Here is an 18,595-nt window from a genome sequence, read left to right as displayed (position 1 = left end):
CGGCACGGGATAATGCAATGGCTGGCCAGATCAATGGAATAAGGTGACTTGTCCAAGATTCATTCCGCGACCGGTATGGACGGCGTCGACTTTTCAAACTGCGGCAGCCCGTCGTCGATCGAATAATAGTCGCCCTTGTCACCGACAAAGATATGGCATTCTCCCTCGAGGCTTGTCGGCCTGTCGAACGATCCCGCCATGACTGAAATGTAGTCCTGGTCTCGCGGCTTCCAGAACAGCACCGACCCGCATGTCTTGCAAAACCCGCGCCTGGCAAAGGCGGACGCTTCGTACCAGGTGATGCTTTCCGTGCCTTCGATCACGATATCGGCGTCGGCGACATTGGTCGCGGCATAGAAATGTCCGCTCTGCTTGCGGCATTGCGAACAATGGCAATAAATGACGCCGCGCAGCGCTCCGCGCGTCCTGAAGCGAACCGCTCCGCACAGACACGCTCCCGTGTGATTGTCGCTCATGTCGCCCCCTTCTTGAAGAAAACTCTGACTGGCATCAGCATCGCCATCAGGATTCCAGCTTTGCGGCACCCGCACGCAAGCAAATGCGACATGTATTGGCGCGGCAAATCCGAAATTCAGTTCCATTTTCAAGAGCGCAACGCGCGAATTTCGGATTCAAAGCCGCCGAACTGGCGTCGGTATGGATCGTTGTGCGCGGATTAAGAGCTTTTACAGCCGCAGATAGAGAAAACGTGTTCGTTTTTTACAAATTAAGGAAACTTTAGCGCCGGCGCATTTATGGTCACGGCAAGTGAAGGTCGTGGGTGGGGACGCATCCCTTCGCAAGTTGTTTTGTGGCGTCGGTCGCATTCCCCAGGGTCGGCGACAAATGGAACCCGCGAATTCTGCGGTGGGATCCGAGGGGAAGAATCAAAAATGCAGCCGGCAGCTGTCCCGACCGAACGAAGCACCGACATCGCAGCCACCGCTGTTGCCACAATGCGCCAGCTGGGCGTGCTCGGCCTGCCGCGCAACTACGAGATCTTCTACGAGGCACTGAGCGGCACCAATCGCGAACTCAGCCTCGCCGTCGTTTCGCTGAGCAGCCGGCCGACACAGGATGAACTGGATCAGATCGGGCGCACTTTCTTTGCCCATAATCATGGTCGCGGCATTGTCGAGCATGCCAGAGACGTCATTGCCAGGGAGCTCGAGGAGGTCGCTTCGCTGTTGAGGAGCGAGCGCAGCCACATCGAGAAATACGGCAGGATCCTCGATGAGACATCGAGCGGCCTCAGCGGCCGCAGCCTTCTCTCTCAGGATCTTTTGCAGAAGATCGCCAACGCCATGGCGATTGCCACCAATTCGACGATCGATCACGGCCGGCAGGTGGCTTCGACGCTCAGCGACAAGACGGCCGAACTCGAGAGCGTCAAGTCGAAGCTCGAGGAATACAAGCGGCTGGCCGACACCGATCCCTTGACCCATATCTGGAATCGCCGCGCCTTCGACAAGGAAATCACCAGGATCTACAACAGCAACAAGGGTATCCTGTTCAACGCCTTGATCCTTGCCGACATCGATCGGTTCAAGGACATCAACGACCGCTACGGCCACCCGGTCGGCGACAAGATCATCCAGATCATCGCCGACATCTTCCAGACCAGCATTCGCGGCGACATGTTCGTCGCCCGCACCGGCGGCGAGGAGTTCGCGCTGATCATCGAGGGCGCCAGCGAGGACGCCACCTATGAGATCGCCGAGCGCATTCGCGCCCTGATCGAGCAGACGCCGTTCACCAGCAGCCAGACCGGCACGAATTACGGCACCGTCACCGTCTCGATGGGCATCTGCATGGCATCCGAGGCCGAGGGGCCGGAGGATCTCTACACCAAGGCCGACCGGGCGCTCTATCGCTCGAAGGTCAGCGGCCGCAACCGCGTCACCAAGCACTCGACGATGGCTGGCCGGGCCGGCAAGAGCTGGCTGCTCTACAAGAAGGACTGACGTCTTTTGCCGATAGCGCCGGCTTGGGTGGGAGCGCGAACGATGAGCTGAAAAAGGAAACGGCGCCGGCTTTCCCAGGCGCCTTTCCTTTACCGGTCCAATGGGCCGGAATTAGCCGTTGACGGCCTGCTTGTGCTGCACCGGGTGGCTCTTCTTCAACAAATCCGAGACCAGGAACGCCAGCTCGATCGCCTGGTCGGCGTTGAGGCGCGGATCGCAATGGGTGTGGTAGCGATCCTGCAGCTCCTCGGCGGTGATGGCGCGCGCGCCACCGGTGCATTCGGTGACGTTCTTGCCGGTCATCTCGACGTGGATGCCGCCCGGATGCGTACCTTCGGCGCGGTGCACCTCGAAGAAGGTCTGCACCTCCTTGAGGATGCGGTCGAACGGCCGCGTCTTGTAGCCGGCGGCCTCGATCGTGTTGCCATGCATCGGGTCCGACGACCACACGACGCTGCGGCCTTCCTTCTGCACAGCGCGCACCAGCTTCGGCAGGTGGTCGGCGACCTTGTCGGAGCCGAAGCGCGCGATCAGCGTCAGCCGACCGGGCTCGTTTTCGGGGTTGAGCAGGTCGATGAGCTCCAGCAAGCCGTCCGGCGTCAGCGATGGGCCGCATTTCAGGCCGAGCGGGTTCTTGATGCCGCGGCAATATTCGACATGCGCGTGATCGGGCTGGCGGGTGCGGTCGCCGATCCAGATCATGTGGCCTGAGGTGGCGTACCAGTCGCCGGAGGTCGAATCGACGCGGGTCAGCGCCTCCTCGTAGCCAAGCAGCAGCGCCTCGTGGCTGGTGTAGAAATCGGTCTCGCGCAGCGCGTAGTTGGTCTCCGAGGTGATGCCGACGGCCTTCATGAAGTCCATCGTCTCGGTGATGCGGTTGGCGAGCGACTCATATTTTTCGCCCTGCGGGCTGTCGGACACGAAGCCGAGCATCCAGCGGTGCACATTCTCCAGGCTGGCATAGCCGCCTTGCGCGAAGGCGCGCAGAAGGTTGAGCGTCGCCGCCGACTGGCGGTACGCCATCTCCTGGCGGGCAGGATCTGGAATGCGCGACTTGGAGTCGAATTCGATGCCATTGATGATGTCGCCGCGATAGCTGGGCAGCGTCACCCCGCCCTTGGTCTCGTTGTCGGACGAGCGCGGCTTGGCGAACTGGCCGGCAACGCGGCCGACCTTCACCACCGGCTGCGCGCCGGCGAAGGTGAGCACCACCGACATCTGCAGGAAGACGCGGAAGAAGTCGCGGATGTTGTCCGCGCCATGCTCGGCGAAGCTCTCGGCGCAATCGCCGCCCTGGAGAAGGAAGGCGTCACCGGCAGCGACAGAAGCGAGCTGCTTCTTCAGCTTGCGCGCCTCACCTGCAAAAACCAGCGGCGGAAAGGTTGCGAGCTGGGCCTCCGTGCTCTTCAGCGCGGCAAGATCCGGATAGGCAGGAACCTGCTTGATCGGCATTGCTCTCCACGAATTCGGCGACCATTTCGTCATCGCTGCACCCAACGCTCTTTCCGGCGGACACCCTCGCCCGTCTTTTCCCGCCCCTATATGGGGTGGCGGCTCCATACACGAAGCCGATTTCCTATTCTAGACCGGAATTTCAGCGCTGGCGAATGCGCCGGCTGCGCTATGCCGCCTTCTCTACCAGCCGTGCCAACTGCGTCATCACCACCGCGGAGCCCGCCAGCCGCTTCTCGGCTGTCGGCCAGTCACGCACGAACACGACGCTGTGGTCCGGCCGGATCTTGGCCAACGAGCCCTGCTCGCCGATGAACTGGACCAGCCCGACCGGGTTGGAGAATTCGCGCTTCCGGAAATGGATGACGACACCCTTCGGACCGGCGTCAAGCTTTTCGACATTGGCCTTGCGGCACAGCGCCTTGATGAAGACGATCTTGAGGAGATGCTTGACCTCCTCCGGCAGCGGGCCGAAGCGGTCGATCAGCTCGGCGCCGAAAGCATCGATTTCCTCGGTGTTTTCGAGATCGCCCAGACGGCGATAAAGCGCCAGCCTGAGCTGCAGGTCCGGCACATAGCTCTCCGGGATCATCACCGCCGTGCCGACGGCGATCTGCGGCGACCAGCCGCCATCCTGCACCTCGCCGGAATCCTTCACCTCGGCGACGGCCTCTTCCAGCATCTGCTGGTAGAGTTCGAAGCCGACCTCCTTGATGTGGCCGGACTGCTCTTCGCCGAGAAGATTGCCGGCGCCTCTGATATCGAGGTCGTGGCTGGCCAGCTGGAAGCCTGCGCCCAGCGTGTCGAGCGATTGCAGCACCTTCAGCCGACGCTCGGCGGTGTCGGTCAGCTTGCGGTTCGCCGGCAGCGTGAACAGCGCATAGGCACGCACCTTCGAGCGGCCGACGCGGCCGCGCAGCTGGTAGAGCTGCGACAGGCCGAACATGTCGGCGCGATGGATGATCAGCGTGTTGGCGGTCGGGATGTCGAGGCCGGATTCGACAATCGTCGTCGACAACAGCACATCGTACTGGCCGTCATAGAAGGCATTCATGATGTCGTCGAGTTCGCCCGGCGGCATCTGGCCATGGGCCACCGCAACCTTCAGTTCAGGCACGGATTCTCGCAGGAAATCATGTATTTCCGCCAGATCGCTGATGCGCGGAACGACATAGAAGGAATGCCCGCCACGATAACGCTCGCGCAGCAGCGTCTCGCGAATGACCAGCGGATCGAAGGGCGAGATGAAGGTGCGCACCGCCATGCGGTCGACCGGCGGCGTGGCGATCAGAGACAGCTCGCGCACCCCGGTCAACGCCAGTTGCAGCGTGCGCGGGATCGGCGTCGCCGACAGCGTCAGCACATGCACATCGGTCTTCAGGTCCTTCAGCCGCTCCTTGTGCTTGACGCCAAAATGCTGCTCTTCGTCGATGATCAGCAGGCCAAGGTTCTTGAACGAGATCGCGGAACCGAGCAGCGCATGGGTGCCGATGACGATGTCGACTTGCCCCTCGGCGATGCCTTTCTTGGTTTCGGCCAGCTCCTTGGCGCCGACCAGCCGCGAGGCCTGGGCAACACGGATCGGCAAGCCGGAAAAGCGTTGCGAAAAGGTCTTGAAATGCTGGCGCGACAACAGCGTCGTCGGCACCACCACCGCCACCTGAAACCCTTCCATCGCCGCGATGAAGGCCGCGCGAAGCGCCACCTCGGTCTTGCCGAAGCCGACATCGCCGCAGATCAGCCGGTCCATCGGCTTGCCGGCGGCAAGATCGTCCCGGACCGAGTCGATCGCCGTCTGCTGGTCGTCGGTCTCCTCATAAGGGAAGCGCGCGGCGAACTCTCCATAGAGGCCTTCGGCCGGCACCAGTGGCGGCGCAGAGCGCATCTGCCGCTCGGCGGCGATGCGGATCAACTGCCCGGCCATGTCGAGCAGGCGCTTCTTCAGCCGCGCCTTGCGCGACTGCCAGGCGCCGCCGCCAAGCTTGTCCAGCGTCGCCTCGGCTGTGTCGGAGCCGTAGCGCGACAGAAGCTCGATGTTCTCGACCGGCAGGAACAGCCGGTCGTCGCCGGCATAGTGGATTTCCAGGCAATCATGCGGTGCGCCGACCGCTTCGATGGTGCGCAGGCCGATGAAGCGGCCAATGCCGTGGTCGGCGTGGACGACAATATCGCCGGCCGACAGCGCCGAGGCTTCGGCAATGAAATCCGAGGGACGCTTCTTGCGTTTCGAGCGTCTGATCAACCGGTCGCCCAAAATGTCCTGTTCGGCGACGACGACCAGTTTTTCAGTCTCGAAGCCGGATTCGAGCGGCAGCACGGCCAGGGCCGCCTGACCCGGCTCGAGCCTTTCGGCTTCCGCCAGCGTTGCAACCTGCTTGAGGTTGCCGAGATGATGTTCGGCAAGGATCTGGCCAAGCCGGTCGAGCGAGCCTTCGGTCCAGCCGGCAATGACAATGCGGCGGCGCGCCGCGCGCTCGTCAGCGATGTGTTTGACGACGACATCGAAGACATTGATGCTGGGGTCGGCGCGCTCCTCGACAAAGCTGCGGCCATGGCGCGAACCGGCGTGGTAGACTTTTTTCGAGCCGGCGTCGGGCGCGTCGAACGGCGTGAAATCGATCGCTTCACGTGGCCCGAGCGAGGCGATCAGGTTTTCCGGCGAAAGATAGAGCAGGTCCGGCGGCACCGGCTTGTAGGGCACCGCATCCTTCAAGGCACCATCGGCCTGCTTCCTGCGCGCCTCGTAGTGATCGAGGATCAGCGTATGGCGCTCGGCCAGCGCCTCATGCGCCAGATGGTCGAAGATAACAGGTGTATCAGGCAGATAGTCGAACACCGTCTCGAGCCGCTCGTAGAAGAACGGCAGCCAGTGCTCCATGCCGGCGAAGCGTCGTCCTTCGCTGACCGCCGCATAAAGCCCGTCGTCGCGCTGCGGTGCGCCAAAAGCTTCGATATAGGAGCGGCGGAAGCGGCTGATGGTTTCCGGCGTCAGCGCCACTTCGCTCATCGCCTGCAGCGCCATCGACTTGCGCTGGCCGGTGGTGCGCTGTGTGGCGGCATCGAAGACACGAATCGACTCCAGCGTGTCGCCGAAGAAATCGAGCCTGAGCGCTTCGGTCCAGCCCGGGGCGAACAGATCGAGAATGCCGCCGCGCACCGCGAATTCACCGATACCGCGCACTGTCGGCACGCGCTCGAAGCCGGAAGTTTCCAGCCGCGACACCAGTACGTTCATGTCGATCTGGTTGCCGGGCCTGGCGTGGAACGTCTGCGCCTCGACCAGCTCTGCCGGCGGAATGCGCTGCAGCAGTGCATTGGCGGTGGTGAGGATGACGGCGCGGTGCGGTTTCTTCGCCAGCGCGATCATGGCCGTCAGCGCATCGAGGCGCTTGGCGGCGGCATCCGAACCGGGCGAGACGCGGTCGTAAGGCAGACAATCCCACGCCGGCAGTTCCAGAATGGGCAGGCCGGGGGCCGCGAAGGACAGCGCCTCGACGATCGCCGGCAGGCGCTGGCCGTCACGCGCCACGAACAGCACCGGCTTGTCGGGCGCGATTTCGAGTGCCGCCTGCACCAACGCAAAGGCTTCATAGCCATCGGCGACGCCGTCGACGATGAACTGGCCGGCGCGGCCCTTCGGCAGACCGATGGTGGGAATGAGGCTCATGAAATCACGGTCTTGTTTTATCGCAATTCCCCAGGGAAAACCGCTTCGCACTTTTCCTGGAATTGCTTGTGTTCAGAATGTCATCGAGTGGCGGAAAGCCAGGATCTTTTGCAGGACGGCACAATCGATATCGGCCGGGACCGGGCGTTCGCCGGTGACCATGGGCAGGAATTCGGTGTCGGGAATGTCGAGGAGCCTCTCATATTGGTCGATTTCCTCAGCCGTCAAGGCACCGATCTCAGCGTCGGCGAAAGTGCCGAGGATAAGGTCCATCTCGCGCATGCCGCGATGCCAGGAGCGAAACAGAAGCTTGCGGCGGTGGGCGTCCAGTCCCTCGCTTGATCTCGTCGTTCCGGTCATTGTGCCGCATCCTCACTTGCTGCGGCGCATATAGCGTGGATAGAAGGTGCTGTCAGCCTTGCGCTGTAGCCGTCGCGACATAAGCTGACATCATGCGTCCTTCCATCCTCGATCCGCTGTTTGTTCCGATCACCTCGCTTGCCGGCGTCGGACCGAAGGTCGGTGCCCTGATCGAAAAGGTTGTCGCCGCCGATCTGGGTGATCGCGCGGCGCGCGCGGGCGACCTTCTGTTCGTCCTGCCGCACACCGTCATCGACCGCCGCAGCCGGCCGGGTATCGCAGGGTCCGCGGAAGGCCAGATCGTCACGCTCGAGGTGCGCATCGACCGCCACCAGCCGCCGCCGCGCGGCAACAAATCGGTGCCCTACCGCGTCTACGCCCATGACGACACCGGCGAGATCGCGCTGACCTTCTTCCATGCTCACGCTTCCTATCTCGAAAAGGCGATGCCCGAGGGCGAGCATGTCGTGGTCTCCGGCCGCATGGAATGGTTCAACGGCCGCCCGACCATGGTCCACCCCGACCATATTGCGCTCGCCAGCGAGGCGGAAAACCTGCCGCTGGTCGAACCGGTCTACCCACTCACCGCAGGCCTCTCGGGCAAGGTGCTGCGCCGGGCGATCGGCCAGGCGCTTGCGCGCGTGCCTGAATTTCCCGAATGGCAGGACGGCGCCTTCATGCGCCGGCACACCTTTGCGGCCTTTGGCGATGCGCTCGCCCGCATCCACAATCCGGCCGACCCGATCGACGTCTCCATCGATGGCGCCGCGTGGCGGCGCCTCGCCTATGACGAGTTGCTGGCGGGCCAGGTCTCGCTGGCGCTGGTGCGGGCAAAAGTCCGCCGCCTGTCCGGGCGCCCCCTGGTCGGCGACGGCAGCATCGTTGAAAAATTGCGCGCCGCACTGCCCTATTCGCTGACATCAAGCCAGGAGTTTGCGCTCGCCGAAATCAATGCCGACCTCGCCGATCCCGAACGCATGCTGCGGCTTCTGCAAGGCGATGTCGGTTCCGGCAAGACGGTCGTTGCGCTGCTGGCGATGGCGCGCGCCGTCGAGGCCGGCGGCCAGGCAGCCTTGATGGCACCGACCGAGATCCTGGCCCGCCAGCATCTGGCGACCATCGCGCCGCTTGCGGCCAAGGTCGGAATGCGCATCGCCATCCTCACAGGCCGCGAAAAGGGCCGCGAGCGCACGGACACGCTGGCCGGCCTGGCGAGCGGCGACGTCGACATCGTCGTCGGCACCCACGCGCTGTTCCAGGACACGGTCACCTTCCACAACCTGGTCTTCGCCGTCATCGACGAGCAGCACCGCTTCGGCGTCCACCAGCGGCTTGCCATCACCGCCAAGGGCGACGCGCCCGACATGCTGGTGATGACGGCCACCCCCATCCCGCGCACGCTGGTGCTGACCGCCTTCGGCGACATGGACGTGTCGAAGCTGACGGAAAAACCGGCCGGCCGACAGCCGATCCGCACCGTCACGCTGCCGCTCGAACGGCTGGACGAACTGGTCGGCCGTATGGTCGACGCCGTCGCCGGCGGCCAGAAGATCTACTGGATCTGTCCGCTGGTCGAGGAATCCGAAGAGATCAAGCTGATGTCGGCCGAGGACCGTTTCGCCTCGCTGAAACCACTGTTCGGCGACCGCATCGGCCTCGTCCACGGCCGCATGAAGGGCGCCGAGAAGGACGAGGCGATGCGCGCCTTCAAGCAGGGCGAGACCCGCATCCTGATCGCCACCACGGTCATCGAGGTCGGCGTCGACGTGCCGGACGCGACCGTCATGGTCATCGAGCACGCCGAGCGCTTCGGCCTCGCCCAGTTGCACCAGTTGCGCGGCCGGGTCGGGCGTGGTGACAAGCCCTCCTCCTGCGTGCTGCTCTACAAGGACCCGCTTGGCGAGACCGCGAAACGCCGGCTGTCGGTCATGCGCGAGACCGAGGACGGCTTCCTGATCGCCGAGGAGGATCTGAAGCTGCGCGGCGAAGGCGAACTCCTGGGCACCCGCCAGTCCGGCACGCCAGGTTTCCAGGTGGCGCGCATCGAGGCGCATGCCGACCTTCTGGAGGCCGCCCGCGACGATGCCAGATTGGTCCTGTCGCGCGATCCGGAGCTGCAATCCGAGCGTGGCGAGGCGCTGCGCCTGCTGCTTTACTTGTTCGGGCGCGACGAAGCCGTGCGGCTCTTGCGCGCCGGCTGAGCCAAGGCGGCAACCGAAGGGTTGGCAAGCGTTCCCTCGATCGGTTCGCCGTTCACGACAACCATTTGCTTGACCTCGGGCGCCACCAATCCGGCCGAGACGATCAGCTTAGCGCCGTCCTCGATCGTCATGTCGAGCAGCACGATGTCGGACTTCGGCACATACATCAGAAAGCCGGTGGTCGGGTTCGGCGTGCAGGGCATGAACACGGCAATCAGCGGATCGCCTTCCTGATCGAGCTTCTGGTTGATCTCGGTTTCCTTCTCGCTGGCGACGAACACCAGCGACCACACGCCCTTGCGCGGATATTCGACCAGCCCGACCTGGCGGAACATGTCGCCCTTGTTCGACAGCACGGTCTCGAAAATCTGCTTCAGCGAGCCATAGATGCCGCGCACCAGCGGCATGCGGCCAAGCAGGCGCTCGCCGAAATTGACGATGGCACGGCCGACGATGTTGGCCGTCAGGAAACCGATCAGCGTGATCAGGATCAGAGCAACGATCAGTCCGAAACCCGGCACCGGAAACGGCAGATAGGAGTCCGGGCTGTAACGGGCCGGAATATAGGGTTTCACCCAGGAATCGACCCAACCGATGAACGACCAGGCGATGTAGGCGGTGATCGCCAGCGGCGCGCAGACGACGAAACCTGTGAGGAAATAGTTCCTCAGCCGGGTCATGCCGGAGGTCTTGGGAGCATCGGACATGGTTCACCGGGCGCGCGGGTTGCAGCGCAACATAATGAACCAGAGAGCGCATTGGAACTGCGAAGTTTTTAAAGGTCGATTATGCCGCCGCTTCCAACGGCTCAATCTTCTCGAGTTCCGGCGCCAGCTTCCTGGCTTCGGTTTCAAGCTCATAGGCCTGCTGAAAATTCATCCAGAATTCAGGCGTGGTGTTGAAATACCGGGCAAGGCGCAGGGCCGTATCTGGGGTCAAGCCGATCTCCTCCTTGGCAATGCGCTCGATACGGGTGCGCGGAAGATTGAGCTTTTTCGCCAGTGCGCCTGCACTCATGCCGAGCGGGATGAGATACTCTTCAGGCAGGACTTCTCCAGGATGAACTGGACGTGCAAACTTCGATGCCATTCGGATCAACCTCCCGGTTTGGGAGGCAAAAACCTACTCCACCGTCACCGATTTCGCCAGATTGCGCGGTTGATCGACGTCGGTGCCCATGAACACGGCGGTGAAGTAGGCCAGCATCTGGATCGGCAGCGCGTAGATGATCGGCGAGATGATTTCCGGCACGTCGGGCAGAACGATCGTCTCCATCGTCTTGACGCTCGTCAATGCCGCACCCTTGCTGTCGGTGATCAGGATGATCTTGCCGCCACGCGCCGCCACTTCCTGCATGTTCGAAACGGTCTTTTCGAAAATGCGGTCGTGCGGCGCGATGACGATGACCGGCATGTTCTCGTCGATCAGCGCGATCGGCCCATGCTTCAGTTCGCCCGCGGCGTAGCCTTCGGCGTGGATGTAGGAGATTTCCTTGAGTTTTAGCGCGCCTTCCATGGCCAGCGGGAAATTGGTGTCGCGGCCGAGATAGAGCACGTTCTTGTAGTGCGCGAGGTCGCGCGCGATCTTTTCGATCTGATGGTCGAGCTTCAGCACCTGGTTGGCAAAGCGCGGCGCCTCCGACAGTTCGCGCACAAAGGTCTTTTCCTGCTCTTTCGAAATCGTGCCGCGCGCCACGCCGGCACGCACGGCAAGCGACGCCAGCACCGAAAGCTGACAGGTGAACGCCTTGGTGGAGGCAACGCCGATCTCCGGTCCGGCCAGCGTCGGCAGCACCACGTCGGATTCGCGCGCCATGGTCGATTCGCGCACGTTGACGATGGCGCCGATCTTCATCCCCGCCTTGCGGCAGTAGCGCAGCGAGGCCAGCGTGTCGGCGGTCTCGCCCGATTGCGAGATGAAGAAGGCGGCATCATTCTTCGACAGCGGCATTTCGCGGTAGCGGAATTCGGAGGCGACATCGATGTCGACCGGTAGCCGCGCATAGCGCTCGAACCAGTATTTGCCGATCAGGCCGGCAAGATACGCCGTACCGCAGGCCGAAATCGCCAGCCGGTCGATTTTGGCGAAATCGAACGGCAGGTCGAGTGGCTTGGAGACGCCGCCGACAAAATCCAGATAATTCGCCAGCGTGTGCGAGATCACCTCGGGCTGTTCATGGATTTCCTTCTCCATGAAATGGCGCCGGTTGCCCTTGTCGACCATGAAGCTGGTCGACAGCGACTGCTGGCGCTTGCGGTCGACCTTTTTGCCGTCGATATCGAAGATCTCAACACCGTTGCGGCGCACCACCGCCCAGTCGCCATCTTCGAGATAGGTGATCGAGTTGGTGAACGGAGCGAGCGCGATGGCATCGGAACCCAGGAACATCTCGCCATCGCCATGGCCGACGGCCAGCGGCGGGCCGTTGCGCGCGCCGACGATCAGATCCTCGTCACCCTTGAACATGATGGCCAGCGCGAAGGCGCCTTCCAGCCGCTTCAGCGCCTGGTGCGCGGCCTCGACGGGCTTCAGCCCCTTGGCCAGCTCGCGCGCCACCAGATGCGCGACAACTTCTGTGTCGGTCTGCGACGAGAAAGAATAGCCGTCGCGGATCAGCTCGTCGCGCAGTTCGGCGAAATTCTCGATGATGCCGTTGTGGACGATGGCCACGCCGTCGGAAAAATGCGGATGCGCATTGGTCTCGTTGGGCACGCCATGCGTCGCCCAGCGTGTGTGACCGATGCCGATCGTGCCGGCGAGCGGCTCGTCCTTGAGCCGGCGCTCGAGGTTGATCAGCTTGCCTTCGGCGCGGCGGCGGCCAAGCTCACCATGCTCGATGGTGGCAACGCCGGCCGAGTCATAGCCACGATATTCAAGCCGCTTCAGCGCATCGACGATGAGCGGCGCAACCTGCGAGTGGCCGACGATTCCAACGATACCGCACATGCAGACAGCCCCCGATTCCCCGTGGAAAACCAGCGCTATTTAGGGATGGCCGGCCTGCCGCGAAAGTCACATTGCATTTCGTTCCGTATAACGGAACGCTCATTCCTGGTCGATGCACCATGACAGACCGCTCTTGCAATCCGGTTACTGCAATCGTTCGGTTTTTTGCGGGACGGCTTACTTTTTCTTCGCCGCCGCGGCCGAAGCAAAGCGCTCGCGCAATTCCTTGCCTTTGCCAGGGATGGTCTTCTGGCGAGCACGACCAAACGCCAACGCATCGTCGGGCACGCTTTCGGTGATCACGCTGCCCGAGGCGATGTAGCCGCCCTTGCCGATGGTGACTGGCGCCACCAGCGAGGAATTCGAGCCGACAAAAGCGCCCTCGCCGATATCGGTGAAGAACTTCGAATAGCCGTCATAATTGCAGGTGATGGTGCCGGCGCCGATATTGGCGCCCGCGCCGACGCGGGCGTCGCCGATATAGGTCAAATGGTTGACCTTGGCGCCCTCCTCGATAACAGCCTGCTTGACCTCGCAGAAATTGCCGACCTTGGCCTTTTGCTTGAGATCAGCACCTGGCCGCAGCCGCGCGAACGGCCCGACATCGCAATTGGACGCAATGGTGGCGCCCTCGATATGGCTGAAGGCATGGATCTTGGCGCCCGTGGCTATCTTCACGCCCGGACCGAACCAGACATTGGGTTCGACGATGGTGTCGGCGCCAATCTCGGTGTCGTGCGAGAAATACACGGTCTCCGGCGCGATCAGCGTCACGCCCGACAGCATTGCCTCGTGGCGGCGACGCGCCTGCCAGATGCCCTCGGCTTGCGCCAGCTCGGCGCGGTTGTTGATGCCGAGTGCATTTTCAAAGCTGGCTTCGGTTGCAACCACATCAAGGCCATGCCCGCTGGCGATCTCGACAATGTCGGTGAGGTAGTATTCGCCCTTGGCATTCTTGTTGCCGACCGCGTCAAGCAGCTTCAGCGCCTGGGCGCCGGCCACTGCCATCAGCCCACCATTGCAGAAGGTGATCTTCCGCTCTTCCTCGCTGCAATCCTTCTCCTCGCGGATGGCGACCAGCTTACCGCCCTTTTCGATCAGCCGGCCGTAGCCGGTTGGATTGGGGGTGCGGAAGCCGATGACAGCGACGGCAGCACCTTCCGCCAATTTCAACCGCGCCACGGTGAGCGCGCCCGGATCGATCAGCGGCGTGTCGCCAAACATCACCAGCACATCGTCGTAACCCTTTGATATCGCTTCGCGAGCGGCGAGCACGGCATGCGCGGTGCCGAGGCGCTTTTCCTGCACGAAGGTCTCGGCCCTCGGCGCGAACTTTACCGCGGCCTTGCGCATTTCCTCCGCCCCATGGCCGATCACCAGCGCCTGGTCGCCGGCGCCCGCGGCTTCCGCCGCCTTCACCACATGGGCCACCATCGGCAGCCCGGCGATCTGGTGCAGCACCTTCGGCAGCACACTCTTCATGCGCGTGCCTTCGCCGGCGGCGAGGATGACGGACAGGCAGGATCTCTGGCTCATGGAAGGACAACCATATGAAAAGGGATCAGGAATCGCAGATAGGTAGCATCTGGCGCCATGCTGCACCAATGCGGTTAAATTCCGGTGAGATGGTGGAGCAGCTATCTCTTAATCAGCGGGTCCGCAGTTCAATCCTGCGCGTCTCCCGCCGCAGTCAAAGCTACCCCAACCGCCCCAGCACCGGGAAATTCTCCAGCAGCCAGTAGGATACGGTCTGCACGCCACCGGTGAGGAAAAACACCCCGGCAACGACCAGCAGCGCGCCAATCGCCTTTTCGACGCGGCCGAGATGGACGCGGAATTTGCCGAGGAAGCGCATGAAGGCGCCGGAAAACAGGGCGGCGATCAGGAACGGGATGCCGAGACCGAGCGAATAGGCGGCAAGCAGCAATGCGCCCTCGCCCACCGTCTCGCGGCCGCCGGCCAGCGTCAGGATCGGCCCCAGCACCGGGCCGATGCACGGTGTCCAGCCGAAGGCGAACGCCAGCCCCATGACATAGGCGGCGACAGCACTGGCTGGTTTGCCCTGCGACTGGAAGCGCGCCTCGCGCGACAACAGCGGAATGCGCAGGATGCCGAGGAAGTTCAGACCCATCAGGATGATCAGCACACCGGCGCCCATCGCCAGCGGCTCCTGCCAGACACGCAGCAGCCGGCCGATGGTCGAGGCGCCGGCGCCGAGCGCCACGAAGACGGTCGAGAAACCGAGCACGAAGGCGATCGAGGAATAGAGCAGCGCGCCACGCGCGCCTTCGCGCGCCGTCGCACCCGCATTGCCGCGAAAATCGTCGACCGACACGCCGGCCATATAACAGAGATAGGGCGGCACCAGCGGCAGCACGCAAGGCGACAGGAACGAGATCGCTCCCGCCCCAACCGCGCTGACATAGCCGATGTCCAATGCCATTTCCAAAAACTCCGATACCGTCACGCCGATATAGCGACGCGCAGCCTTGTCCACCAATCACCATTGTGTTGGCAAGATCATCCCTTGATCATCCCTGGCCGACGCACATGCCGGGGAAGAAACGGCGGCCCGCAAGCGTTGATACAGCGAGACCGCGATTTCCCGCGCGTCTCCAGATATCAGTCAGGGAGATTTCCATGAAAACCATAACCGTAGGGCTCGCAGCGCTTTTGCTCAGCACCGCCGCGTCCTTCGCCGCCGACGCGTGGAAGGAAGCCGAGGTCAATGGCACCAAGATCTACACCGATGCCAACGGCATGACGCTTTATACCTATGACAAGGACGAGAAGGGCAAGACCAATTGCTACGACAAATGCGCCACCAACTGGCCGCCGCTGAAAGCCGAAGCCGGCGCCAAGGCGGATGACGAATGGAGCGTTGTCGACCGCACCGACGGCACCAAGATGTGGGCCTATGACGGCAAGCCGGTCTACACCTTCATCAAGGATAAAAAGGCCGGCGACGTGAACGGCGACGGCGTCGGCGAGGTCTGGCACATCGTCAAGGCCGACTAAGGTACGCCATTCCCGCCTGCTGGCGGGACAAGGGCTGGTCGCCGGGCATCTCCATGCAGCCGGCGACCGGCGTCAACCAGACTGTCACGACGTCGACCCAGCGGTAACCAGGAACTTTTCCTCGACTCGGTGGAAAAAAGTGAATCGGGTCGTTTTCGATGACTCGGGACCACCATCTCCCTTTCCCGAAATTCTGTGATTTTCTCCATACACTCTAAGAGTGTATTGCTGCGGAGAGCCCCGCAATTTGGGCGCTTCCCCTTGACCGGATGCAAAAGCGCGGCCATGTGAGCGACAAATAGAACGAGATTTCGTCGCGCGCAGCGGAATTCTTCTGCCGCACCACAGCTGATATGAGACCTCATGGACGTCGTCGTCGTCGAATCGCCGGCCAAGGCGAAGACAATCAACAAATACCTCGGCAAGAACTACAAGGTTCTGGCCTCGTTCGGCCATGTCCGCGATTTGCCGGCCAAGGATGGCTCGGTGCGTCCGGACGAGGATTTCGCCATGTCCTGGGCCGTCGACACCGCCTCTGGCAAGCGCCTTGCCGACATCGCCAAGGCGGTCAAGGATGCCGACGGCCTGATCCTCGCCACCGATCCGGATCGCGAGGGTGAAGCCATTTCGTGGCACGTGCTGGAAGTGTTGAAGCAGAAGCGCGCGCTGAAGGACAAGCCGGTCAGCCGCGTCGTCTTCAACGCCATCACCAAATCGTCGGTGCTGGAGGCAATGGCCAATCCGCGCCAGATCGATGCGCCGCTGGTCGATGCCTATCTCGCCCGCCGGGCGCTGGATTATCTCGTCGGCTTCACGCTGTCGCCGGTGCTGTGGCGCAAGCTGCCGGGCGCCCGCTCGGCCGGCCGCGTCCAGTCGGTTGCGCTACGCCTGGTCTGCGACCGCGAATCCGAAATCGAGCGCTTTATCCGCGAAGAATACTGGCAGATCGCTGCTCTCTTGGGCACGCCGCGCAACGAGAATTTCGAAGCTCGGCTGACCGCCTTCGATCGCAAGAAGCTGCAAAAGCTCGACATTTCCAACAAGGCGCAGGCCGACGACATCAAGTCGATGCTCGAAGGCGCGACCTTCAAGGCGGTGTCGGTGGAAGCCAAGCCGACCAAGCGCAATCCCGGCCCGCCCTTCACCACCTCGACGCTGCAGCAGGCTGCCTCATCGGGCCTCGGCTTCTCGGCCAGCCGCACCATGCAGGTGGCGCAGCGGCTCTATGAAGGCATGGAGATCGGCGGCGAGACCACCGGTCTCATCACCTATATGCGAACCGACGGCGTGCAGATGGCGCCCGAGGCGATCTCGGCCGCCCGCGACGCCATCGCCAAGGAATTCGGCGCAAAATACCTGCCGGAAAAGCCGCGCCAATATACCGCCAAGGCCAAGAACGCCCAGGAAGCACACGAAGCCATCCGCCCGACCGATTTCATGCGCACCCCGGCATCGGTCAGGCAATATCTCGATTCCGACCAGATGCGGCTCTATGAGCTGATCTGGAAGCGCGCCATCGCCAGCCAGATGCAGTCCGCCGAGATCGAGCGCACCACCGCAGAGATCGAGGCGGTCAACGGATCGCGCACCGCTGAGCTTCGCGCCATCGGTTCGGTCGTTCGCTTCGACGGCTTCATTGCCGCCTACACCGACCAGAAAGACGACGATGCGGAAGACGAGGAAAATCGTCGCCTGCCCGAAATCCGCGCTGGCGAACAGCTTGCCCGCCAGGCGATCAATGCGACCCAGCACACCACCGAGCCGCCGCCGCGCTATTCCGAAGCCTCGCTGATCAAGAAATTGGAAGAACTCGGCATCGGCCGGCCTTCTACCTATACGGCGATCCTGAAGACGCTCGAAGATCGCGACTACGTCACCATCGACAAGCGCCGGCTGGTGCCGCAGGCCAAGGGCCGGCTGTTGTCAGCCTTCCTCGAAAGCTTCTTCAAGCGCTACGTAGAGTACGACTTCACCGCGTCCCTCGAGGAAAAGCTCGACGAGATTTCCGACGGCAAGCTCGCCTGGAAGGACGTGCTGCGCGATTTCTGGAAGGATTTTTCCGGCGCCGTCGCCGACATCAAGGAACTGCGCGTCACGGACGTGCTCGACGCGCTCAATGAAGAACTGGCGCCGCTGGTGTTTCCCGCGCGCGAAGATGGTTCGAACCCGCGCATCTGCCCGAAATGCGGCTCCGGCAATCTGTCGCTGAAGCTCGGCAAGTTCGGCGCCTTTGTCGGCTGCTCCAACTATCCCGAATGCTCCTTCACCCGCCAGCTCGGCGACGCCGCCAACCCGAATGGCGAGAATGGCGGCGGCGAGGACGGCACCAAGGTGATCGGCAAGGATCCCTACACGTCAGAGGAAATCACGCTGCGCAGCGGCCGCTTTGGCCCCTATCTGCAGCGCGGCGACGGCAAGGAAGCCAAGCGTTCCAGCCTGCCCAAGGGCTGGACGGCAGAATCGATCGACCACGAGAAGGCGCTCGCCCTGTTGTCGCTACCGCGCGACGTCGGCCAGCATCCGGAAACGGCCAAGATGATCTCCGCGGGGCTCGGCCGCTACGGCCCGTTCGTGTTGCATGACGGCACCTACGCCAATCTCGACAGCATCGAGGACGTGTTCTCGATCGGCCTCAACCGCGCCGTGTCGGTGATCGCCGAGAAGCAATTGAAGGGCAAAGGCGGCCGCAATGGCGGCACTGCCGCTGCGCTGAAGGAGCTTGGCGACCATCCCGACGGCGGCGGCAAGATCGTCGTGCGCGATGGCAAATACGGGCCCTACGTGAATTTCGGCAAGGTCAACGCCACCCTGCCCAAGGGCAGGGATCCGCAGTCGGTGACGATCGAGGATGCGCTGGCGCTGATTGCCGAGAAGGAAGCCAAGGGCGGTGGCGGCAAGAAGCCGTTCCGCAAGGCAACTGCGGCCAAGGCGCCCGCAGCCAAGAAAGCGGCGGCCAAGAAGCCGGCCGCGAAGAAAAAAGGGTAGGA

The 18,595-nt window shown here is 62.8% G+C and carries 13 protein-coding genes; 4 read left to right on the top strand and 9 right to left on the bottom strand.

What is annotated here, in order from left to right:
- Positions 1–59: 59 nt before the first annotated feature.
- A complete protein-coding gene (locus tag ACZ89F_RS13005) occupies positions 60–476 on the bottom strand; it encodes a GFA family protein (RefSeq protein WP_476092265.1) in 417 nt (138 codons plus the stop codon).
- 417 nt (positions 477–893) lie between these two features.
- Here ACZ89F_RS13005 and ACZ89F_RS13000 point away from each other — a divergent pair, with 417 nt between their 5' ends.
- Complete coding sequence (locus ACZ89F_RS13000; protein ID WP_476092264.1) at positions 894–1,964, top strand: GGDEF domain-containing protein; 1,071 nt, start codon at positions 894–896, stop codon at positions 1,962–1,964.
- 111 nt (positions 1,965–2,075) lie between these two features.
- On the opposite strand, the gene ACZ89F_RS12995 is transcribed toward ACZ89F_RS13000, so the two are convergent.
- From ACZ89F_RS12995 to ACZ89F_RS12985, 3 genes are all read right to left on the bottom strand, one after another.
- Positions 2,076–3,449, bottom strand: a complete 1,374-nt coding sequence (locus ACZ89F_RS12995) for a class II 3-deoxy-7-phosphoheptulonate synthase (protein ID WP_476092263.1) — start codon at positions 3,447–3,449, stop codon at positions 2,076–2,078.
- A gap of 136 nt (positions 3,450–3,585) precedes the next feature.
- Positions 3,586–7,083, bottom strand: coding sequence for a transcription-repair coupling factor (mfd, locus tag ACZ89F_RS12990; RefSeq protein ID WP_476092262.1), 3,498 nt, complete (start codon positions 7,081–7,083; stop codon positions 3,586–3,588).
- Positions 7,084–7,155: 72 nt separating this feature from the next.
- A complete protein-coding gene (locus tag ACZ89F_RS12985; RefSeq protein WP_476092261.1) occupies positions 7,156–7,443 on the bottom strand; it encodes a succinate dehydrogenase assembly factor 2 in 288 nt (95 codons plus the stop codon).
- Between the two features lie 92 nt (positions 7,444–7,535).
- On the opposite strand from ACZ89F_RS12985, the gene recG reads away from it, so the two are divergent.
- Positions 7,536–9,644, top strand: coding sequence for an ATP-dependent DNA helicase RecG (recG, locus tag ACZ89F_RS12980; RefSeq protein WP_476092260.1), 2,109 nt, complete (start codon positions 7,536–7,538; stop codon positions 9,642–9,644).
- On the opposite strand, the gene ACZ89F_RS12975 is transcribed toward recG, so the two are convergent.
- The 5 genes from ACZ89F_RS12975 to ACZ89F_RS12955 all read right to left on the bottom strand — a co-directional run bounded on the left by ACZ89F_RS12975 (position 9,596) and on the right by ACZ89F_RS12955 (position 15,033).
- Positions 9,596–10,351, bottom strand: coding sequence for a DUF502 domain-containing protein (locus tag ACZ89F_RS12975; RefSeq protein ID WP_126068965.1), 756 nt, complete (start codon positions 10,349–10,351; stop codon positions 9,596–9,598). The genes recG and ACZ89F_RS12975 overlap by 49 nt on opposite strands.
- A gap of 79 nt (positions 10,352–10,430) precedes the next feature.
- A complete protein-coding gene (locus ACZ89F_RS12970) occupies positions 10,431–10,733 on the bottom strand; it encodes a HigA family addiction module antitoxin (protein ID WP_476092259.1) in 303 nt (100 codons plus the stop codon).
- A gap of 33 nt (positions 10,734–10,766) precedes the next feature.
- Entirely contained in the window at positions 10,767–12,590 is a 1,824-nt protein-coding gene (gene glmS / locus ACZ89F_RS12965) for a glutamine--fructose-6-phosphate transaminase (isomerizing) (RefSeq protein WP_476092258.1), read from the bottom strand.
- A gap of 177 nt (positions 12,591–12,767) precedes the next feature.
- Positions 12,768–14,126: a bifunctional UDP-N-acetylglucosamine diphosphorylase/glucosamine-1-phosphate N-acetyltransferase GlmU gene (gene glmU / locus ACZ89F_RS12960; RefSeq protein ID WP_476092257.1), complete on the bottom strand. Its 1,359-nt coding sequence runs from the start codon at positions 14,124–14,126 to the stop codon at positions 12,768–12,770.
- Between the two features lie 160 nt (positions 14,127–14,286).
- On the bottom strand, positions 14,287–15,033 hold the full coding sequence (locus ACZ89F_RS12955; RefSeq protein ID WP_015317638.1) for a cytochrome c biogenesis CcdA family protein: 747 nt from the start codon (positions 15,031–15,033) through the stop codon (positions 14,287–14,289).
- 197 nt (positions 15,034–15,230) lie between these two features.
- Here ACZ89F_RS12955 and ACZ89F_RS12950 point away from each other — a divergent pair, with 197 nt between their 5' ends.
- A complete protein-coding gene (locus ACZ89F_RS12950) occupies positions 15,231–15,608 on the top strand; it encodes a COG4315 family predicted lipoprotein (RefSeq protein ID WP_476092256.1) in 378 nt (125 codons plus the stop codon).
- Positions 15,609–15,971: 363 nt separating this feature from the next.
- The gene (gene topA / locus ACZ89F_RS12945; RefSeq protein ID WP_476092255.1) at positions 15,972–18,593 is read left to right on the top strand and encodes a type I DNA topoisomerase; all 2,622 of its coding nucleotides are present in this window, start codon (positions 15,972–15,974) and stop codon (positions 18,591–18,593) included.
- The last annotated feature ends 2 nt before the right edge of the window (positions 18,594–18,595 follow it).

The sequence above is a fragment of the Mesorhizobium sp. USDA 3734 genome (assembly GCF_056279665.1).
This window is presented reverse-complemented; position numbering and strand designations above follow the sequence as displayed.